Annotated in this window: 16 protein-coding genes; 1 reads left to right on the top strand and 15 read right to left on the bottom strand. The window is 65.9% G+C overall.

Translation table 11 applies throughout. From position 1 onward, the window contains the following. Positions 1–9: 9 nt before the first annotated feature. Positions 10–600, bottom strand: a complete 591-nt coding sequence (locus ABRP17_RS03260) for a class I SAM-dependent methyltransferase (protein ID WP_349986638.1) — start codon at positions 598–600, stop codon at positions 10–12. Positions 601–663: 63 nt separating this feature from the next. On the opposite strand from ABRP17_RS03260, the gene ABRP17_RS03255 reads away from it, so the two are divergent. Next, complete coding sequence (locus ABRP17_RS03255) at positions 664–1,119, top strand: CopD family protein (RefSeq protein ID WP_188324587.1); 456 nt, start codon at positions 664–666, stop codon at positions 1,117–1,119. Between the two features lie 204 nt (positions 1,120–1,323). On the opposite strand, the gene ABRP17_RS03250 is transcribed toward ABRP17_RS03255, so the two are convergent. The 14 genes from ABRP17_RS03250 to pyrH all read right to left on the bottom strand — a co-directional run bounded on the left by ABRP17_RS03250 (position 1,324) and on the right by pyrH (position 19,157). Next, positions 1,324–2,283, bottom strand: coding sequence for an acetyl-CoA carboxylase carboxyltransferase subunit alpha (locus ABRP17_RS03250; protein WP_349986636.1), 960 nt, complete (start codon positions 2,281–2,283; stop codon positions 1,324–1,326). A 74-nt stretch (positions 2,284–2,357) separates the two neighbouring features. Then, entirely contained in the window at positions 2,358–5,936 is a 3,579-nt protein-coding gene (dnaE, locus tag ABRP17_RS03245; protein ID WP_188324585.1) for a DNA polymerase III subunit alpha, read from the bottom strand. Between the two features lie 611 nt (positions 5,937–6,547). Then, positions 6,548–7,225 (bottom strand): ribonuclease HII, encoded by a 678-nt coding sequence (locus ABRP17_RS03240; RefSeq protein WP_349984848.1) that lies wholly within the window; start codon positions 7,223–7,225, stop codon positions 6,548–6,550. Then, positions 7,222–8,472 (bottom strand): lipid-A-disaccharide synthase, encoded by a 1,251-nt coding sequence (gene lpxB / locus ABRP17_RS03235; protein WP_188324583.1) that lies wholly within the window; start codon positions 8,470–8,472, stop codon positions 7,222–7,224. Before lpxB ends, ABRP17_RS03240 begins: the two co-directional genes overlap by 4 nt. Then, positions 8,469–9,260: an acyl-ACP--UDP-N-acetylglucosamine O-acyltransferase gene (lpxA, locus tag ABRP17_RS03230; RefSeq protein ID WP_188324582.1), complete on the bottom strand. Its 792-nt coding sequence runs from the start codon at positions 9,258–9,260 to the stop codon at positions 8,469–8,471. The genes lpxB and lpxA overlap by 4 nt, the downstream gene beginning before the upstream one ends. 19 nt (positions 9,261–9,279) lie before the next feature. Next, a complete protein-coding gene (fabZ, locus tag ABRP17_RS03225) occupies positions 9,280–9,750 on the bottom strand; it encodes a 3-hydroxyacyl-ACP dehydratase FabZ (protein WP_188324581.1) in 471 nt (156 codons plus the stop codon). Continuing rightward, positions 9,747–10,769, bottom strand: a complete 1,023-nt coding sequence (lpxD, locus tag ABRP17_RS03220) for a UDP-3-O-(3-hydroxymyristoyl)glucosamine N-acyltransferase (RefSeq protein ID WP_349984847.1) — start codon at positions 10,767–10,769, stop codon at positions 9,747–9,749. Before lpxD ends, fabZ begins: the two co-directional genes overlap by 4 nt. 354 nt (positions 10,770–11,123) lie before the next feature. Then, the gene (gene bamA, locus ABRP17_RS03215) at positions 11,124–13,484 is read right to left on the bottom strand and encodes an outer membrane protein assembly factor BamA (protein ID WP_349984846.1); all 2,361 of its coding nucleotides are present in this window, start codon (positions 13,482–13,484) and stop codon (positions 11,124–11,126) included. Between the two features lie 89 nt (positions 13,485–13,573). Further along, positions 13,574–14,932: an RIP metalloprotease RseP gene (rseP, locus tag ABRP17_RS03210; protein ID WP_188324577.1), complete on the bottom strand. Its 1,359-nt coding sequence runs from the start codon at positions 14,930–14,932 to the stop codon at positions 13,574–13,576. 37 nt (positions 14,933–14,969) lie between these two features. Continuing rightward, entirely contained in the window at positions 14,970–16,160 is a 1,191-nt protein-coding gene (gene dxr / locus ABRP17_RS03205; protein WP_349984845.1) for a 1-deoxy-D-xylulose-5-phosphate reductoisomerase, read from the bottom strand. Positions 16,161–16,162: 2 nt separating this feature from the next. Further along, on the bottom strand, positions 16,163–17,005 hold the full coding sequence (locus ABRP17_RS03200; protein ID WP_349984844.1) for a phosphatidate cytidylyltransferase: 843 nt from the start codon (positions 17,003–17,005) through the stop codon (positions 16,163–16,165). Continuing rightward, positions 17,002–17,769 carry a polyprenyl diphosphate synthase gene (gene uppS / locus ABRP17_RS03195; RefSeq protein ID WP_349984843.1) on the bottom strand — a complete coding sequence of 256 codons (768 nt, stop codon included), beginning with the start codon at positions 17,767–17,769 and terminating at the stop codon, positions 17,002–17,004. The genes ABRP17_RS03200 and uppS overlap by 4 nt, the downstream gene beginning before the upstream one ends. A 5-nt stretch (positions 17,770–17,774) precedes the next feature. Further along, complete coding sequence (frr, locus tag ABRP17_RS03190; protein ID WP_188324573.1) at positions 17,775–18,332, bottom strand: ribosome recycling factor; 558 nt, start codon at positions 18,330–18,332, stop codon at positions 17,775–17,777. Positions 18,333–18,422: 90 nt separating this feature from the next. Further along, a complete protein-coding gene (pyrH, locus tag ABRP17_RS03185) occupies positions 18,423–19,157 on the bottom strand; it encodes a UMP kinase (RefSeq protein ID WP_188324572.1) in 735 nt (244 codons plus the stop codon). Positions 19,158–19,203: the final 46 nt, after the last annotated feature.

Raw genomic sequence — 19,203 nt, 5'->3', positions numbered from 1 at the left:
CGCTGGCCCTCATGCCTTTTCCAGCGCGGATGCATCCGTTGCCAACGGCGGTCCGAGCCAGCAATGCGAGCCAACGGGCACCAGGCCCTGTTTGCCCAGCTCGCGCCGGTACCAACGGGCCGGACGTGCGTGGAAACCCTCATGATCGCCTTCGAAATCGTCTTCCGCGGCAAAGGTTTCGAGGAACGCCACGCCACCGGTGAGCTCACCCAGCCCTGCCATGCCTGCGCGCAGTTCGCGGTCGGGCACGTAATGCATCACGTCCGAGCAGATGAGCAGGTCGACCGGTGCACACGGCCGCAGCCACGCGAAGTCACCGAAGGCCGCAGGACGCAGGTTGCGCGTGCGGCCATAGCGCTGCACGGCGTAATCGCTGCTGTCGAAACCGAGGTAGTGCAGTTTTGGGCGCAGTTTCAGCAGTGGCGCGCGCCACGCGCCTTCGCCACACCCGATATCCAACACGGTGCGGATCGGCCGCTCCAGGTAGTACTCGGCGGTGGCGACGGCCAAGGCCACCTTGCGCGCCAAGCGGGCGCTACCGCCGATGTCGGCGCGGCTGTACCAATGCTGGAAATAGGCGGCGTCGTAGGTCTTGTCCATGTACGTGGGTCTGCGCATCGGTGAAAATGGCGTTCATCCTACGCCAGCCACCGGAGCAAGCGCATGCAGTCGTACTTCTGGGTCAAGACTTTCCATCTCGTGTTCGTGGTGGCCTGGATGGCGACGGTGTTCTACCTGCCTCGCATCCTGGTGAACATTGCCGAGACCGCCGGGCAGGTTGCGGTGAGCGAGCGCCTGCAGCTGATGGGGCGGCGCCTTTATCGCTTCGGGCACGCGATGTTCGGTCTGGCCTTCGTGCTGGGGCTGGTCCTGTGGATGGGATATCGAATGATTCCGGATTTCCCCACGATGGTGGCGCCGGGCGGTGCCGGTTGGTTGCATGCGAAGTTGGGTCTGGTGGTGCTGCTGCTGGCCTATTTCATCTGGACCGGGCGCCTGCTCAAGGGCGTGGCCAAGGGCCGCGCGCTGCCCTCGCCGGTCGCATTGCGCTGGATCAACGAAATCCCCTTGCTGGCCTTCATCCCGATTGTCTGGCTGGTGGTGGCCAAGCCGTTCTGACGAGTTGCTGCCGCCGGGTCTCGCACGGTAGCGCCGAGCCACGCTCAGCGAGCGCGCAGCGCGGCCTGCCTCGGGTGTGGTGGTGCCGGATCGAAAAGCCGCCGAGCACGGCTCGGCGCTACCAGTGCAAGTGCAGCGCGCTGCCGTCCGGACCGCAACGGTAGCGCCGAGCCATGCTCGGCGAGCGCGCAACGCGGCCGCGGTTTACGCGGCTTCGTACGTACCGTAGCTGCGCAGACGCGTGTAGCGTCGGGCCAGCAGTTCGTCGGTCGGCAGGGCCTGCAGGGCGTCCAGCTCGTTCAGCAGCACGGCCTTCAGGCGCTTGGCCATCTGGTTGGGGTTGCGATGGGCGCCGCCGGTGGGCTCACGCACCACTTTGTCGATCAACCCCAGGCCCTTCAACCGCGGCGCGGTCATGCCCAGCTGCTCGGCGGCTTCCTTGGCCTTGCCCGCGTCCTTCCACAGGATCGAGGCGCAGCCTTCCGGCGTGATGGTCGAGTACACGCTGTATTCCAGCATGATCGTCCGATCACCCACGCCCAGCGCCAACGCGCCGCCGGAGCCGCCTTCGCCGATCACCGTGCAGATCACCGGCACTTTCAGCTCGGACATCTCCAGCAGGTTGCGGGCGATCGCTTCGGACTGGCCACGGGATTCGGCATCGATGCCTGGCCATGCGCCGGCGGTGTCGATCAGGGTCAGCACCGGCAGGCCGAAACGCTCTGCCATCTTCATCAGGCGCAATGCCTTGCGGTAGCCCTCGGGCTTGGGCATGCCGAAGTTGCGCTTGATCTTTTCCTTGGTGTCACGGCCCTTCTGGTGACCGATCAGCATCACCGAACGGCCGCCGATGCGGGCCAGGCCGCCCATGATCGCTTTGTCATCGGCGAACGCGCGGTCACCGGCCAGTTCCTGGAACTCGTCGCAGAACAGGCGGATGTAGTCCGCGGTATACGGACGCGACGGGTGCCGGGCGAGCTGCAGGATCTGCCAGGTGGTCAGGTTGCGGAAAATCTGCGCGGTGCGCACGCGCAGCTTGTCGCGCAAGGTATTCACTTCGGCTTCGACGTTGACCGCCGGACCGGCACTGGCGCTGCGCAGTTCCTGGATCTTGGCTTCCAGGTCGGCGATGGGTTGCTCGAAGTCGAGGTAGTTCGGATTCATCGGAAGCCGTCGTGTGAAGTGAAGAGGGGGAGTTTAGCCGAATGCGTGCAGATGCCCCGTACGCCGTCGTCTGGTCAGCTCGCCCAGGGCGGGCTGTAACGCACCTTCAGGGTGCGGATCGCCGGGTCCGCGCGCAGGGCGTCGATCAGCTTGGAATCGATGCGCACCGCGCTGTCGCCGCCCACGTCCAGCATGCCCGCGAGCGAGCCTTCCTCGTCCTTCAACAGCAGGTCCAGGCGCAGGGGCGTACGGCCGGGGCGATGCCGGTCCAGCAGTGCGTTCAGGCGCTGCCACACGGGGCGTTCACGGCGCAGGTCCACCCGCAGTGAAAGCCGGGTGGCGTAGTTGGCACAGACCTCGTCGAAATCCCAGCACTGGCGGATGCGCAGGGCGAAGCCGCCATTGAACTCATCTTCGCGCAGGCCGCCCTTGACCACCAGGATGCGGTCCTTGGTCATCAGGTGGCCGAACTCGGCCATCGCATCGGAGAACGCACTGCATTCCACCCGGCCGCGACCATCTTCCAGCTGGATGAAGATCTGGCTTTCGCCCTTGCGGCGCACGCCAACCACCTGGCCGGCCAGTACCGTCTGTACTTCCGGGCGCCAGCGCTTTTCACCGCCACCACCGCCGCTGTTGGCACTCCAGATTTTTTCCACGGCGCCCAGATCGGTGCCGACCAGGTCACGCACATCGTCGCGATGCGGGTCGAACGGATGTCCGCTGAGATAGAACCCCAGCGTGTCGCGCTCGCCGGTGAGCCGCTGCAGCAGCGGCCATTCGTCGGTCTCCTGCAGTTCCAGGTGGATTGCCGGCGCACTCGGGTCCGGTCCACCGAACAGCGAGTTCTGACCCGATGCACGCTCGCGCGCCATCTGCTCGGTGGCCTTGATCACCTCCGGTAGCTGCAGCATCAACGACGCGCGGTTGCGGCCCAGTTCGTCCAGCGCACCGCAGTTGATCATCGCCTCCAGCGTGCGCCGGTTGAGCTTGGCCGAGCCGATGCGCGTGCAGAAATCCAGCAGGTTGGTGTACGCGCCCTTCTGCAGGCGCTCATCGACCACGGCCTCGCAGGCGCCCTGGCCCACGCCCTTGATTGCTCCCAGACCGTACTGGATGGTGTCCGGCGTGGCGGCCTCGAACATGTAGGCGGACTGGTTCACCTTCGGCGGCAGCACGGTCAGGCCGAGGTTGCGCACCTCGTCGAGGAAGCCGACGACCTTCTCGGTATTGTCCATGTCCGACGACAGCGTGGCGGCCATGAACTCGGCGGGATAATGGCGTTTCAGCCACGCGGTCTGGTAACTCACCAGCGCGTAGGCGGCAGCGTGCGACTTGTTGAAACCGTAGCCGGCGAACTTCTCCATCAGGTCGAAGATCGCATCGGCCTTGGCTTCGCCTACACCGTCCTTGGCCGCGCCCTCGCGGAAGATTTCGCGGTGCTTGGCCATCTCGGCCGGCACCTTCTTGCCCATCGCGCGACGCAGCAGATCGGCGCCACCCAGCGAGTAGCCGCCGACGATCTGCGCCATCTGCATCACCTGCTCCTGATACACCATGATGCCGTAGGTGTCGCGCAGGATGCGTTCGGTGCGCGGATCGGGATACTCCACATCCTCGCGCCCATGTTTGCGGTCGACGAAGGAGGGAATGAGGTCCATCGGGCCGGGGCGATACAGCGACACCAGCGCGATCAGGTCTTCGAACCGATCGGGCTTGGCATCCTTCAGCAGGCGACGCATGCCGGAGGATTCGAACTGGAACACCGCGCCGGTGTTGCCGGAGGCGAAGATGTCCTTGTAGGTCGCCGCATCATCCAGCGGCAGCGCGGCGATATCCACCGGCGGAATGCCGGCGCGCTCGTGGCGCTTGTTGATCGCCTTGACTGCCCAGTCGATGATGGTCAGCGTGCGCAGGCCCAGGAAGTCGAACTTCACCAGGCCGATTTCTTCCACATCGTTCTTGTCGAACTGGGTAACCGGGTTGCGGCCGATGCCGTTTTCATCGTGTTCGGCGAACAGCGGGCAGAACTCGGCCAGTGGTTCGGGGGCGATGACCACGCCACCGGCATGCTTGCCGGCATTGCGGGTCAGGTCTTCCAGCTGGCGTGCCAGATCGATCAGGTCGCGGACATCGTCTTCGCTCTGGTAGCGCTGGATGAGTTCCGGCGAGGCCATCTCGCTGTCCTTGCCTTCCCCCATCGCATCCTTCAGCGAAATGCCGAGGATGTTCGGAATCAGCTTGGCCACGCCATCGACCAGGCCGTACGGGAAGCCCAGCACGCGACCGCAGTCACGCACCACGGCCTTGGCCGCCATGGTGCCGTAGGTGATGATCTGGCTGACCCGCTCGCGGCCGTACTTGCGCGCCACGTAGTCGATGACTTCGTCGCGGCGGTCCATGCAGAAGTCGATGTCGAAGTCGGGCATCGACACGCGTTCCGGGTTGAGGAAGCGCTCGAACAGCAGGTTGTAGGGCAGGGGATCCAGATCAGTGATCTGCAGCGCCCACGCCACCAGCGAACCGGCACCCGAACCACGGCCGGGCCCGATCGGGATGCCCTGGTTCTTGCCCCACTGAATGAAGTCCGCCACGATCAGGAAGTAACCGGGGAAGCCCATCTTGATGATGGTATCCAGCTCGAATTCCAGACGCTCGCTGTAGTCCTGCGCGGTCATGCCCGCAGCGACCGGGTTTTTCTCCAGGCGCAGTGCCAGGCCCTTGCGCGACTCGCTCCTGATCCAGCTGTCCAGCGTCTCGTCGTCGGGCACCGGGTAGTTGGGCAGGAAGTAGGTGCCCAGCCGCATCTCGATGTTGCAGCGCTCTGCCAGCGCACGCGTATTGTCGATGGCATCGGGGATGTCGGCGAACAGCGCGCACATCTCCTCGGCCGACTTCAGGTACTGCTGGTCGCTGTAGTCCCGCGGGCGCTTGGGGTCATCCAGCACGCGACCGGAGGCGATGCACACGCGCGCTTCGTGCGCGTTGAAATCGGTCGGTTGCAGGAAGCGCACATCGTTGCTGGCGATGACCGGCAGGCCACGCTGGCCCGCTGCCATCAGCGCGAACTGGTTGAAGGCTTCTTCGCCGTCGCGGCCGGTGCGGGTCAGTTCCAGGTGCAGTCCATCGCCGAACACGCGCTGCCAGTCAGCCAGTTGTTGCTCGGCCAGCTCATGTTTGCCTGCCGCAGCGAGACGTCCGGCGAGACTTTCACGGCCGGTAAGCGCGAACAGGTTCTGACAGCCGGCCTTCAGCCATTCCGGATGCACCGCGACGCCGCCTTCCGGGCGATGGCCCTCCATCCAGGCACGCGTGAGCAGCCGGGACAGGCTGAGATAGCCCTCGCGGTCACGGCACAGCAGGGTCATCCGCCACGGATCCTGGCCTTCCTCGGCGATCATCACGTCGGCGCCGGCGATCGGCTTGATGCCCACGCCTTCGGCCGCCTTGTAGAACTTCACCAGGGCGAACAGGTTGTTCAGATCGGTGACTGCCAGCGCGGGCAGCCCGAGCTCGACCGAGCGCGACAGCAGGTTGGCCTGTTTGGCTTTCTTCGGGTCAGCCTGTTCCGGCTTCGCCGGCACACGGATGGTGGAATCCGCCAGCGAAAATTCGGTGTGGACGTGGAGATGGACGAAACGGGAGTTGGACATGCCGGACCAGGTTGGAGCGCACCGGCCCCGGGAGCAGGCGTAGGAACGGCCGCCGGGGTCACAGGTGCGCAGGAGTGCCCGCTCAGGGTACCGGCGGTGACCTGTACGGACAAGGTCTTGACGTAGAGGAAGGGGCGCGCTGCGCGGGGGGGCTTCGAAGCCAGAGCTACAGCTGCAGCTACAGCTGCAGGGCTGCTTGTTGGCGGGGCGGGGTGGGTTGGCGGGGGACGGCAACAACCGCATCCTGCGGGCCTCGTTTCGCGCCATCCATGGCGCTCAACGCCCCCGCCAACCCACCCCGCCCCACCTTCGACAGGTTCATGGCGGCCACCAGAGCGCCGTGGCGTGTCGGGGGGAGGGAGCCCCTGAGTCAGGGGCGGCCGCGAAGCGGCGGGGTGTGGGTGTTGGTGAGACGGGGCCCGCGGTTTGCGCAGCAAAGCGTGGGAGCGGCAGCGCGAATGCGATGACGTGTACCCGTGCCATGGATGGCGCGAAACGAGGCACGCATGGACGCAGTTTTTGCCGTCCCCCGCGCAGCCCCACCGCCCGGCCCCAAGCTCGGAACCCGCTGTCAGAGCCACCCGCGAGGGGGTCTCACCCGTTCGACCCACCTACAGCGCCAGCGCCATCTCCAAAGGAGCAGCAACCGGCACGGCGAGGCACTCCCGCACGGGCGCGAAGCTGCGCCGGTGTTCCAGGCACGGTCCGTGTTCGCGCAATGCCGCCAGGTGCATGGGCGTGCCATACCCTTTGTGCTGGTCGAAGCCGAAATACGGAAACTGCTCGTGCACGCGCTGCATGTAGCGGTCACGGCTGACCTTGGCGAGGATCGAAGCAGCCATGATCGCGCGGTCGATGGCGTCGCCCCCGATCAACGCTTCGCCCGGCAGCGCCAGACCCTTGGGCACCACGTTGCCATCGATGCGTGCCAGATCGGCCGCGTGCGCAACCGCAGCCACCACCTCGCGCATGCCCTGCAGCGTCGCCTGATAGATGTTCAGCCGGTCCACGGTGGGAGCATCGACCAGGACCACATGCCACGCCAGCGCACGGTCGATGATGCGGTCGTACAACTGGTCACGGCGGGCCGCAGTCAACTGTTTGGAATCGTCCAGGCCGTTGATGCGAGGCCGCGCAGGATCGAACACCACCGCAGCCACGGACACCGGGCCGGCCAACGGGCCACGACCGGCCTCATCCACGCCGGCGATACGCTGCACGACCACGGTTGCCGCTGCGGTGCCGCTGAACAGCGTCATCGTCGCGGCAGCGGCAGCACGACGGCTCACCGGGGCACCACATCGCGCGCCACCAGCTCGGCCACGGCATCGGCCGCGCGGGCCGAGGCATCACGCCGCAGCAGGGTGTGCAACTGCTGATACGTGGCCTGCAGATCGATGCTTTTCTGCGGATGGTCGAACCACTGCTGGATCGCAGCGGCCAGCTTCTCCGGCACGCAATCGTGCTGCATCAGTTCCGGCGCCAGATCCTTGTTGGCCAGGATGTTCGGCAGGGCATAGCGATCGACCTTCAGCAGGCCAAGCGCCTTGACCAGCCGGTAGGTCAGCTCGTTGACCCGGTAGCCGACCACCATGGGCCGCTTCACCAGCATCGCCTCCAGCGTGGCCGTGCCCGAAGCGAGCACCACCACGTCGGCGGCGATCATGGCGGTGCGCGCCTGCCCGTCCAGCACATGGGAATGCACCACAGGGAACGCAGAGCGGGAGAGCTGCTGGTCGATCAACTGACGGCACGCGGCGTTCGCGGCCGGCACGACGACGTGCAGTCCGGGAATGCGTTCGCATACCTGCCAGGCCGCCTCAAAGAAGGGCTCGCCCAGCCGGCTGATTTCGCCCAGCCGGCTGCCCGGCAGCACCGCCAGCACTTTCGCATTGGACGGCAGGCCCAGGTCGGCGCGTGCCTGTTCGCGATCCACGTGCATCGGGATGTCATCGGCCATCGGGTGGCCGACAAACCGCGCATCAATACCGTGCCGCGCATAGATGGGCGGCTCCATCGGGAACAGGCACAGCACCAGGTCCGCGCTCTCGCCGATCTTCTCCGCGCGTTTCTCGCGCCATGCCCACACCGAGGGACTGACGTAGTGCACGGTGCGGATGCCGCGCAGCTTCAGCCAGCGCTCCACGCCCAGGTTGAAGTCGGGCGCGTCGATGCCGATGAATACATCAGGCTGCCACTCCAGCACGCGCTGGCGGAACTGCGAACGCAGCTTCAGCAACCGCGGCAGATGGCGCAGCACTTCGGTCAGCCCCATCACCGCCAACTCGCTGGCGTCGAACCAGGTCTGGCAGCCCGCATGGCGCATCCCATCACCGCCAATGCCAGCAAACTCTGCATTGGGGAAGCGTGCCTTCAACTCCCGTACCAACCCTGCGCCCAGCTGGTCACCTGATGCTTCGCCCGCCACCAGCGCCACGCGCAGCGGACGCGTATCGACACGCGCGGGGGCGCTGGCAGCCGGTGCTTCACGCAACAGGATGACCTCGGCCGTGGGCGGCAGCGTGGTCTGGTTCATCGCAGCAGCGGCCGCTCGGCCTGTTCGATGAACTCCAGCAGCGCCTTGACGTCTTCGCTGCTGCGCGCCTGCTCGGCCAGCTGCACCTTGGCCTCGGCCAGCGGCAGGCCGGCAACGTACAGGGTGCGGTACGCGCGCTTGATGCTGGCGATGCGCTCGGCGTCGAAGCCACGGCGCTTCAGGCCTTCGCTGTTGATGCCGCGCGGACGGCCCAGCGAATCACTGCCGACCATGGTGAACGGCGGGACATCGCCATTGGTCAGCGCGCCCATGCCCAGGAAGGCATGCGCGCCGATACGGCAGAACTGGTGGGCACCGGCGAAGCCGCTGATGATCACATGGTCGCCCACGGTCACGTGGCCGGCCAGCGTGGTGTTGTTGGAGAACACACAGTGGCTGCCGACGTGGCAATCGTGCGCGACGTGGGTGTACGCCAGCATCCAGTTGTCATCGCCGACGGTGGTGATGCCACCGCCACCGCCGGTCCCCCGGTTGATGGTGACGAACTCGCGGATGACATTGCGGTCCCCCATCACCAGCTCGGTCTTCTCGGCGTTGTATTTCTTGTCCTGCGGCTCGCCACCGATGGCGGCGTGGCCGATGAACCGGTTGTCGCGGCCGATACGGGTCGGGCCGTGGATGCTGCAATGCGGGCCGATCTCGGTGTTTTCGCCGATTTCAACATCGGCCCCGATCAGGGTGAATGCGCCCACGCGGACGCCGTCGGCGAGCTTCGCCGACGGATCGATCACTGCCGTGGGGTGGATCAACGGAGCGTGTCCGCTCATCGGTGGTCCTCCTCGTAGGTTATTCGCGGGTGCCGGCACACATGACTTCGGCGCAGGCGACGATCCTGCCGTCGACGAAGGCCTTGCAGTCGTACACCGCCATGTTGCGGATCACGCGCTTGATCTCCACGTGCATCTCCAGCACATCGCCGGGGACCACCTTGTCGCTGAAGCGGACATTGTCCACCTTCACCATGTAGAACAGCTTGGACTGCGCATCCCGGCCCAGCGTGAGCTGGGTGAGCACGCCGCCCGCCTGCGCCATGGCTTCGATGATCAGCACGCCGGGCATGATCGGCTGTTCGGGGAAATGGCCCTGGAAGAACGGCTCGTTGATGCTGACGTTCTTGCGGGCGACGATCTTGCGCTTCTCGAAGTCGAGCGACACCACCTTGTCCACCAGCAGGAAAGGGTAGCGGTGCGGGATCAAGGCCCGGATCTGGGCGATGTCGGGCAGGTCGATGTCCGACGGGGTCTGTTCCTGGCTCATTCCTTCTCCTTGCTCACAGACAGGATGCGACGGGCCAGCGCATCGAGCTGTTTGAAGCGCGCGGCGTTCTTGCGCCACGTGCGGTTGTCGGTCAACGGCGTGCCGGAGGAATACTCGCCCGGCTCGGTAATGGAGTTGCGGACCACCGATTTGCCGGTGACCACGACTTTGTCGCAGATTTCAAGATGGCCCACCACGCCGACGGCCCCGCCGAGCAGGCAGTAACGGCCAATCTTCGCGCTGCCGGCGATACCCGTGCAGCCGGCAATCGCCGAATGCGCGCCGATCTGCACGTTGTGGGCGACCTGCACCAGGTTGTCCAGGCGCACGTCTTCGGCCAGCACGGTGTCCTCCAGGGCGCCACGGTCCACGCAGGTATTGGCGCCGATCTCGCAGTCGTCGCCGATGCGCACACCACCGAGCTGCGGAACCTTGATCCACTTGCCCGCGTCCATGGCCAGGCCGAATCCATCGGCGCCGAGCACGGCGCCGGGATGGATGCGCACCCGCTTGCCCAGCTTCACCCGGGTGACCAGGGTGACCCGCGCGATGAGTTCGCAGCCGCTGTCCAGGCTGCAGTCTTCGCCGATCACGCTGCCCGCGCCAATGATGCAGTTCTCGCCGATCACGCTGCGCTCGCCGATGATGACGAAGGGCCCGACATGGGCACTGGCGGCCACCTGTGCACTGGGGTCGATGACCGCGCTGGGATGGATGCCCGGCGGGCGGGTGGGGGCCACATCGAACAGGGCCGCGATGCGGGCGAACGTGTTGTACGGGTCCTTGGTGACCAGCGCCGTGCCGGGCGCGGACTCGGCATCCTCGGCACGCAGCACCACGATGCCGGCCTGGCTGTCGGCCAGCTGCACACGGTAGCGGGGATTGGCCAGGAAGGTGAGCTGGGCCGGTCCGGCATGGGCCAGCGTCGCCACGCCACCGATCACGGTGGAGGCATCGCCATGGACCTGCAGGCCGAACTGCTCGGCGAGTTGCTGGGCGGAGTAGGTAGGAGTATTCACGCGGGGAGTTTACCGTGTGGCGTGACAACGGTCATGTTACTGCCCCCACCAGGGCGGTCAGGACGAGGGCCCCGGTGCCGTTCCACCGGTCCCTCGCCACATTCGGCACGCCCACCTAGCCGTGTCCGCCACGCCCACCCACCCGTGTCCGCCACGCCCACCGACCCGTGTTGGCCACGCCCGCCGACGCCGTAGCGCCGAGCCATGCTCGGCGAGCGCGAAGCGCGGGGTGCCTTGGAACGGGAGGGCGTGTTGCCGCTGCATGAGCCCGCCAAGCATGGCTCGGCGCAACGCGGAGCTGCCAAACAGAAACGCCGGGCAATGCCCGGCGTTTTTGTGTTTCGTGCGGACTGCTTAGAACTGACCGCCGAACGTGAACTGCAGGCGTTCGATTTCGTCGCCGTCTTCCTTCTTGAGCGGGAAGGCGTAGCTGATCGAGATCGGGCCGACCGGGGCGCGCCACAGCAAGGCCACACCGGTGGACACACGCAGCTCGTTGGCCTTGAAGTTGTCCGTGCCGTTGTATACGTTGCCGAAGTCCAAAAACGCCGATACGCGGGCCGACGGGCTGTCGAACAGGCGCGGGAAGTACGCTTCCACCGACCCCACCGTTTTCAGCGAGCCGCCAAGCGGCTGGCCATTCGGATAGCCGGGTGTGACTTCGCGCGGACCCAGGGTGTTGTCCTCGAAGCCACGTACCGAGTTGGTGCCGCCTGCGTAGAAATTCTCGTAGAACGGCAGGCCGGACGCGGTAATCACGCGCTGGGTGCCATCCGCCTCGGTCACAACGCGCGACACGTCGTTTCCGTAACTATCGCCGTAGCCGACTTCGAAACGGGTGTTGATGACGAGGGACGGAATGATCGGCCAGTACTTGCTGATCTGGTAGTTCAGCTTGTAGTACTCAACGGTCGACCCAGGCAGAGTTGTTTCCAAGCCTACGCGCTGATAAGTGCCGCGGGTGGGCATGAAGTAGTCATTGCGCGAGTCACGCGCCCAGCCAAGCTCGGTACGCCAAGCGTGGAAGGTCTGATGCCCCACCGCATTGATGTAGTCCCTGATCGAAGCCGGCGTGCTGCCATACGTCTGGATCTGGTTGCTATCGATACCGAACATCAACGAGACCGTATCCGTCTCGGTGATCGGCACGCCGAACACCATCTGCGCTGCACCGTTGGTGCTGTTGTACTGCGCAGTGTTGAAGTCGGAGTAATCGAGCTCGCGCCACGACAGGTTGTAGCCCAGCGACACGCCGTCATCGGTGAAGTACGGGTTGGTGTAGCTGAAGCCATAACGCTGCAGGTAGCTGCTGCGCGACGCTTCCACCGACACGCGGTTGCCGCCGCCCAGGAAGTTGTTCTGCGACAGCTGCACCGAGGTGGTCATGCCGTACGACTGCGAGTAACCCAGGCCGAACACGAAGCTGCCCGACGTGGTTTCCTTGACGTTGTAAATCACGTCGACCTGGTCGTTGCTGCCGGTGACCGGGGTGGACTGCACATCCACCGCTTCGAAGTAGCCCAGGCGCTGCAGGCGGATCTTGGAACGGTCGATGGCGGCCTGCGAGTACCAGCTGTTCTCGAACTGGCGCATTTCGCGACGCAGCACTTCATCGGAGGTGCGCGTGTTGCCGCGGAACTGGATCTGCCGCACGGACACGCGCGGACCCGGCACCACCTGCATGTTGATCGCCACCGTGCGGTCAGCACGGTTGGTGGTCGGGATCGGGTTCACCTTGGCAAAGGCATAGCCGATGTTCGACAACGAGTTGGTGATGCTGTTCGAGCTGAATTCCAGCAGGGCGCGCGAGAACGTGTCACCCGACTTCTGGATGACCATGCGCTCGACGTCTTCCTGCGGCAGCACGGTATCGCCGCTGACCTTGATCTCGGAAATCTTGTACTGCTCGCCTTCGGTGACGCCGGCGCTGATGAACATGTCGCGCTTGTCGGGGCTGATCGACACCTGGGTGGAGTCGATGCTGAAGTCCACGTAGCCGCGGTCCAGGTACCAGGAGTTCAGTTTCTCCAGGTCGCCGGACATCTTTTCCTTGGAGTACTGGTCATCACGGCGGTACCACGACGCCCAGTTGTGCTCCTTCGATTCCCACGTGTCCAGGATGTCTTCGGCCGGGTATTTCTCGGTACCGATCAGGTTGACGTGGCGGATCTTGGCCGCCTTGCCTTCCTTGATGGTGATCGCGATATCGACCCGGTTGCGGTCCAGCGGGCTCACCGTCGGGGTGATTTCCACGTTGTATTTGCCGCGGTCGTTGTACTGGCGACGCAGTTCCTGGGTCACGCGGTCCAGGCTCAGGCGGTCGAACGTGCCGCCTTCGGTCAGGCCGATGTCGCTCAGGCCCTTCAGCAGCTGGTCGGACTTGATGTCCTTGTTGCCGGTGACGGTGAGCTTGTTGATCGCCGGACGCTCCTTGACCGTGACCACCAGGATGTCGCCCTGGCGGTCCAGCTGGACGTCTTCGAAGAAGCCGGTCTTGTACAGGGCGCGGATGGTTTCGCTGACCTTGGCGTCGGTGAGCGCCTGGCCACGTTCCACCGGCAGGTAGGTGAACACGGTGCCGGAGCTGATGCGCTGCAGGCCGTCCACGCGGATGTCGCTGACCGTGAAGGGGGCGGCAGCCTGCGCCAGTGCGGGGGCGCCGATTCCAACAGCGAGGGCGAGGGCCAGCAGGCGGCGGTTCGGGAGTCGCGTCATGTCACGTCCGGTAGAGGTCGATTGCGTAGTGCGGAATGCCGACGTTGTAGACGGCGACAGCAGGAAAAAGTTCATTACAGAGCCCATGTTCATCGCGTGACCAGGCCGAGGATGTCGTTGTAGAACGCCAATCCCATCAGCCCGGCCAGCAGCGCGAGACCGACAAACTGGCCGGCCGCCATGGCACGCTCGCTCAGCGGGCTGCCCTTGACCAACTCGATAAGGTAATACAGCAGGTGCCCTCCGTCCAAGACGGGAATGGGCAGCAGGTTGATGATGCAGAGGCTGAGCGACAGTAGGGCGAGGAACTGAAGGAACCAATCCACCCCCCGTTGCGCGGAAACATTGGCCACCCGGGCAATGGTGACGGGGCCGGAAACGTTCTGCAGCGAGGCATTGCCGGTGACGATGCGGCGCATCATCCCCAGGGAGTCGGAGGCCATGCGCCCGGTTTCGCTGATCGCCACGGGCACCGCGGCCAGCGGGCCGTACTTCAGCACGGTGTCATAAACCGGGGCGTGGGCCTCACTGAAACCGATGCCGAGCTGCCAGACGGGCTGTCTATTGCCGTCCAGGCCTTGTCGTGGCTCGACTTCCAGGGCCAGGCGCTCGCCACCGCGCAGCACGTCGATCATGCCCGGGCCGCCGCGCTTGCCCAGCGCCTGTACGGCCGGATAGACCTGGTCGGCGGCATCTATCCGCTCGCCGTCCACGGCCACGATCAGGTCGCCCGGCTGCAGCACGCCGCGCACGGCGGAATCGTCCACCAGGCGGTCCACCAACGCGGGTTGCAGCCAGAACTGCCAGTTGATGCCGGCCAACGGGGCGACGCGGCGTTCATCGAAGCCTGCCGGCAGCTGGGACAGCGGCAGAGTGCGCTGATGACGACGTTCCTGCGCATCCACTACCTGGAGGGTCACGTCATGACGGTCCATGGCGGCGGCGGTCAGCGCCATGCTGGCCTCGCCGACGGTGGCGACCGAGCGTCCATCGACCGACAGGATGCGCTCGCCGCCCTGCAGCCCGGCCACCTGGGCCATGCCGGTGGCGCGGCCGACCGTGGCCGAATAGTCCTGCTTGCCGATCACGAACATCGCCCACAGCAGCAGCATGCACAGCAGCAGGTTGGCCAGCGGGCCGGCGGCGACCACCGCAATGCGCTGCCAGACGGTCTTATGGTTGAAGGCCTGGCCGCGCTCGTGCGGATGGACCTCCACCTCACGCTCATCAAGCATTTTCACGTAGCCGCCGAGCGGAATGGCGGCAATGGCGAACTCGGTCCCATTGCGGTCGCGGCGCGACCACAGCGGCTTGCCGAAGCCGACGGAAAAGCGCAGCACCTTGACCCCGCAGCGGCGCGCAACCCAGTAGTGCCCGAACTCATGAATGGTCACGAGCAGGCCCAGGCTGACGATCATCCACCACACCGATCCGAGGAACTCAGTCATGGGAGAGCGCAGTGGTGGCGGCAGGGCAGGGCGGCATTCAGAGGGCTTCGATGGCAGTCCGGGTGATCAAACGGGCACGCTGGTCGGCGGCGAGCAGGCCGCCAAGTGTATCGGCAGGCTCGACCGGGAGTGTTGAGAGCGCGTTATCCACCAAGGCAGGAATGGCCAGAAAGCCTACCCTTCCCTGAAGAAACGCTGAAACAGCCTCTTCATTGGCCGCGTTCAGCACCGCCGGCGCCGTGCCGCCGGCCCGCATCGCGTGCCAGGCCAAGGCCAGGCACGGGAACGCGTCGGTATCGGGTGCTTCGAAGTCCAGCCGGCCTTGGCGCAGCAGATCCAGCCCGCCAACGCCGGCATCGATGCGCTGCGGCCAGCCCAGGCCCACGGCCAGGGTGGTGCGCATGTCCGGCAGGCCCAGTTGCGCCAGCGTGGACCCGTCCACGAACTCCACCAGGGAGTGCACCAGACTCTGCGGATGCACCAGTACCTCGATGCGCGCGGCGGGTACCCCGAACAGGTGGTGGGCTTCGATGACTTCCAGCCCCTTGTTCATCAGGGTGGCTGAATCGACCGAAATCTTGGGGCCCATCGACCATTTCGGGTGGGCAACGGCTTGCGCCGGGGTGACCTGCTCCAGCTCGGCGCGGCTGCGGCCACGGAAGGGGCCCCCGGATGCGGTCAGCAGGATGCGGCGCACGCCGGCCCCGTCCAGGCTGGCATCGCGCGAGCGCAGGCACTGGAAGATGGCGCTGTGTTCGCTGTCGATCGGGATGATCTCGGCGTCTGCCTGCTGCGCAATGCGCATCAGCAGTTCGCCGGCCAGCACCAGCGATTCCTTGTTGGCCAGAAGGATGCGTTTGCCGGCCCGCGCGGCGGCCAGCGTAGACGACAGCCCGGCCGCACCAACGATCGCGGCGATCACCGTATCGCAGGTGTCTCCCGCAGCCAGTGCATCCAGGGCGGCATCGCCTGCGTGGGCGGTGGTTGCCAGGCCGGCGTCGCGCAGGCCGTCGCGCAGGCGTGCATACAGCGCTTCATCGGCGATCACCGCATGCAGGGGACGATGTGCACGACACAGGGCCAGCAACGCATCGACCTGCGAGCCGGCCGCCAGCACCGTGGGCTGGAACCGGTCCGGGTGACGGGCGATGACATCCAGCGCAGAGGCGCCGATGGAGCCGGTGGCGCCGAAGACGGCGACACGGCGCAGGGCAGGGGAGGCGTGCATGGTCAGAGCCCGAAGATTTCCTTGCCGATGGCGAACACCGGCAGGGCGGCCAACACGCCGTCGACCCGGTCCAGCACGCCGCCATGGCCGGGGATGATGTGGCCGGAGTCCTTGGCGCCCGCGTGGCGCTTGAGCAGGCTCTCGAACAGGTCGCCCAGCACCGAGGCGAACACCGCCACGGTGGTCACCAGCAGCAGCCACGGCAGCTGCGCCACAGTGACCAGCGTCCAGTCGGCCACGCCGAAGCCCAGGCCGAAGGCGGTCGCGACGATCAGACCGGCGATCAGGCCGCCGAACAGGCCTTCCCAGGTCTTGTTGGGGCTGATGCGCGGCGCCAACTTGTGTTTGCCGAAGGTGCGGCCCGCGAAGTAGGCGCCGGAGTCGGCAGCCCACACCACGGCCAGTGCGGTCAGCAGCCACAGGTGGCCCTGGTCACTGGAGGCGTGCAGCAGCACCAGCGAGGCCCAGGCCGGCAGCACCGCCAACGTGCCGGCGAGCAGCTTGAGGGCGCGCGCATGGCTGTCCGGCTGCGCGCCTAAGTTGAAGAAACGCAGCCACAGCAGGGCCAGCAGCCACCAGCCGACACCGATCAGGGCGGCGACGCGGAACAGGAACAGCGACGCATCGCGGTCCCAGACCACCAGCACCATCAGCACGAGGTTGAGCAGCAGCAGGGTGGTGCGGGCCAGCGTGTCTTCCACGCCGGCCAGCTTCAGCCACTCCCACAGGCCGATCAGGAACACCGCGGCGGCGGCAGCGGCGAGCCACTGGCTGGGCAGCAGCAGGATGGCGGCAATGGCCGTCGGCGCCATGATCAGCGCGGCGAGGACTCGGGTCTTGGTCATGGGCTGGACGTCTCGGTGGCGAGAGCGGCGATCTGGGCGCTGGTCAGCCCGAAGCGGCGCTCACGGCTGGCATAGGTGTCCAGGGCAAGCTGCAGCTGGTCGGCATCGAAATCCGGCCACAGCACGTCGGTGAACCACAGCTCGGTGTAGGCAAGCTGCCAGAGCAGGAAATTGCTGATGCGGGTGTCACCGCCGGTACGGATGAACAGGTCCGGCGCCGGCATGTCCGCCAGTGCGACATGTGTGCCGAGCAGATGCTCGTCGATCTGTTCCGGCAGCAGGCGGCCGGCAGCCACTTCCTGCGCCAGGATGCGAGCGGCCCGTGCGATATCCTGGCGGCCACCGTAGCTGGCGGCGATGCACAGGGTCATGGCACGGTTGTCCGCGGTGCGTTGCTCGGCCAGCTGCATGCGGCTGACCAGCGAAGCGCCGAAGCGCTCGCGCTCGCCGATGAAACGCACGCGCACGCCGCGCCGATGCAGCTCGTCCACTTCGCGATCCAATGCGTGCAGGAACAGCTTCATCAACGACTGTACTTCGTCGTCCGGGCGGCCCCAGTTCTCGCTGGAAAACGCGAACAGGGTGAGCGCCGGAATACCGAGTTCCAGGCAACGGTCGATGGTGTGGTTGACCGCGCGCGCGCCGGCGCGATGGCCGATCATGCGCGGGCGGCGGCGCTGCTGTGCCCAACGCCCGTTGCCATCCATGATGACGGCAACGTGGCGCGGCAGCGCGCTTGGCAACGGTGGAGGGACTGAAGGCATCTGCTTCAGACCGCCATCAGTTCCTTTTCCTTCTCGGCAACCACCTTGTCGACGTCCTTGATGCTGTTGTCGGTCAGCTTCTGGATGTCGTCTTCGGCGCGCTTCTTGTCGTCCTCGGTGATTTCCTTGTCCTTGAGCAGCTTGGCCACTTCCTGGTTGGCATCACGACGGATGTTGCGGATGGAAACCTTGGTTTCTTCGCCTTCCTTGCCCACGGTCTTGGCCAGTTCCTTGCGGCGCTCTTCGGTGAGCGGCGGCAGGTTGAGGCGGATGACGGTGCCGACCACGGTCGGGGTCAGGCCCAGGTCGGACGCGTAGATCGACTTCTCGACCGCGGCGACGAGGCCTTTGTCGAACACCGAGATCACCAGCGAGCGGCCTTCAGAAACGCTGATGGAGGCCACGTTGTCCAGCGGGGACTGCGTGCCATAGGCCAGCACCGAAATGCCATTCAACAGCGCCGGCGAGGCGCGGCCGGTGCGGATGGCTGTCAGGGTTTGACGCAGAGCTTCGATGCTCTTGGTCATGCGCTCGCGCGCGTTCTGCTTGATGTCGTTGAGCATCGCCCGATCCTGGGTAGTACTGGAATCGGGCGATTATAGGCGAATAGGGCCCCAGCCGGGACCGTGCGGCCCCGTCCGTGCATCCGCCGCTCAGTTGGCCGGCGTGTTGCGGCCGCGCACCAGGGTGCCGATGTTCTCGCCGTGTAGGATCTTCAGCAGTTCGCCCGGCTGGCTCATGTCGAACACGCGCAGCGGCAGGTCGCTGTCGCGCGCCAGTGCGAAGGCGGCGGTGTCCATCACCTCCAGGCCGCGGGTGATGACATCGTCATAGGTCAGGCTGTCGAAGCGCACGGCGTCGTCGTACTTGTTCGGGTCTTTGTCGTAGACGCCATCGACCTTGGTGGCCTTCAGCAGCAGGTCGGCACCGATCTCGATGGCGCGCAGGGCGGCACCCGAATCGGTGGTGAAGAAGGGGCTGCCCACGCCGGCGGCGAAAATCACCAGACGGCCCTTTTCCAGGTGGCGGATGGCGCGGCGGCGGATGTAGTCCTCGCACACGTCGTTGATCTTGATCGCGCTCATCACCCGCGCCTTGGCGCCGACTTTCTCGAGCGCATCCTGCATCGCCAGGGCGTTGATCACCGTGGCCAGCATGCCCATCTGGTCGCCGGTCACCCGGTCCATGCCGCCCGCTGCCAGGCCGGCGCCGCGGAAGATGTTGCCGCCGCCGATGACCAAGGCGATCTCCGCGCCCGCCTGCTGCGCTTCGATGACTTCACGGGCGAGGCGGTTGATGACCTTGGGGTCGATGCCGTAGTCCTCGTCTCCCATCAGCGCCTCCCCGGAAAGTTTCAACAGGATGCGGCGATAGGTGAGCTTGGACATGGGGGCCTCGGTATGCGTGAATTCCCGGCAGATTCTACTGGCAAGC

The sequence above is a fragment of the Stenotrophomonas sp. WHRI 8082 genome, assembly GCF_040223995.2.
Taxonomy (GTDB): domain Bacteria; phylum Pseudomonadota; class Gammaproteobacteria; order Xanthomonadales; family Xanthomonadaceae; genus Stenotrophomonas.
The sequence above is the reverse complement of the archived record's forward strand: the minus strand, read 5'-3'. Positions and strand labels throughout refer to the sequence as shown.

Bases quoted from the DNA above. Each gene is read 5' to 3' on its own strand.
- bamA (WP_349984846.1), bottom strand. From the start codon at position 13,484: ATGACGCGACTCCCGAACCGCCGCCTGCTGGCCCTCGCCCTCGCTGTT.
- frr (WP_188324573.1), bottom strand. From the start codon at position 18,332: ATGCTCAACGACATCAAGCAGAACGCGCGCGAGCGCATGACCAAGAGC.
- ABRP17_RS03200 (WP_349984844.1), bottom strand. From the start codon at position 17,005: ATGACCAAGACCCGAGTCCTCGCCGCGCTGATCATGGCGCCGACGGCC.
- dnaE (WP_188324585.1), bottom strand. From the start codon at position 5,936: ATGTCCAACTCCCGTTTCGTCCATCTCCACGTCCACACCGAATTTTCG.
- ABRP17_RS03250 (WP_349986636.1), bottom strand. From the start codon at position 2,283: ATGAATCCGAACTACCTCGACTTCGAGCAACCCATCGCCGACCTGGAA.
- pyrH (WP_188324572.1), bottom strand. From the start codon at position 19,157: ATGTCCAAGCTCACCTATCGCCGCATCCTGTTGAAACTTTCCGGGGAG.
- ABRP17_RS03260 (WP_349986638.1), bottom strand. From the start codon at position 600: ATGGACAAGACCTACGACGCCGCCTATTTCCAGCATTGGTACAGCCGC.
- lpxA (WP_188324582.1), bottom strand. From the start codon at position 9,260: ATGAGCGGACACGCTCCGTTGATCCACCCCACGGCAGTGATCGATCCG.
- rseP (WP_188324577.1), bottom strand. From the start codon at position 14,932: ATGACTGAGTTCCTCGGATCGGTGTGGTGGATGATCGTCAGCCTGGGC.
- lpxB (WP_188324583.1), bottom strand. From the start codon at position 8,472: ATGAACCAGACCACGCTGCCGCCCACGGCCGAGGTCATCCTGTTGCGT.
- uppS (WP_349984843.1), bottom strand. From the start codon at position 17,769: ATGCCTTCAGTCCCTCCACCGTTGCCAAGCGCGCTGCCGCGCCACGTT.
- fabZ (WP_188324581.1), bottom strand. From the start codon at position 9,750: ATGAGCCAGGAACAGACCCCGTCGGACATCGACCTGCCCGACATCGCC.
- ABRP17_RS03255 (WP_188324587.1), top strand. From the start codon at position 664: ATGCAGTCGTACTTCTGGGTCAAGACTTTCCATCTCGTGTTCGTGGTG.
- dxr (WP_349984845.1), bottom strand. From the start codon at position 16,160: ATGCACGCCTCCCCTGCCCTGCGCCGTGTCGCCGTCTTCGGCGCCACC.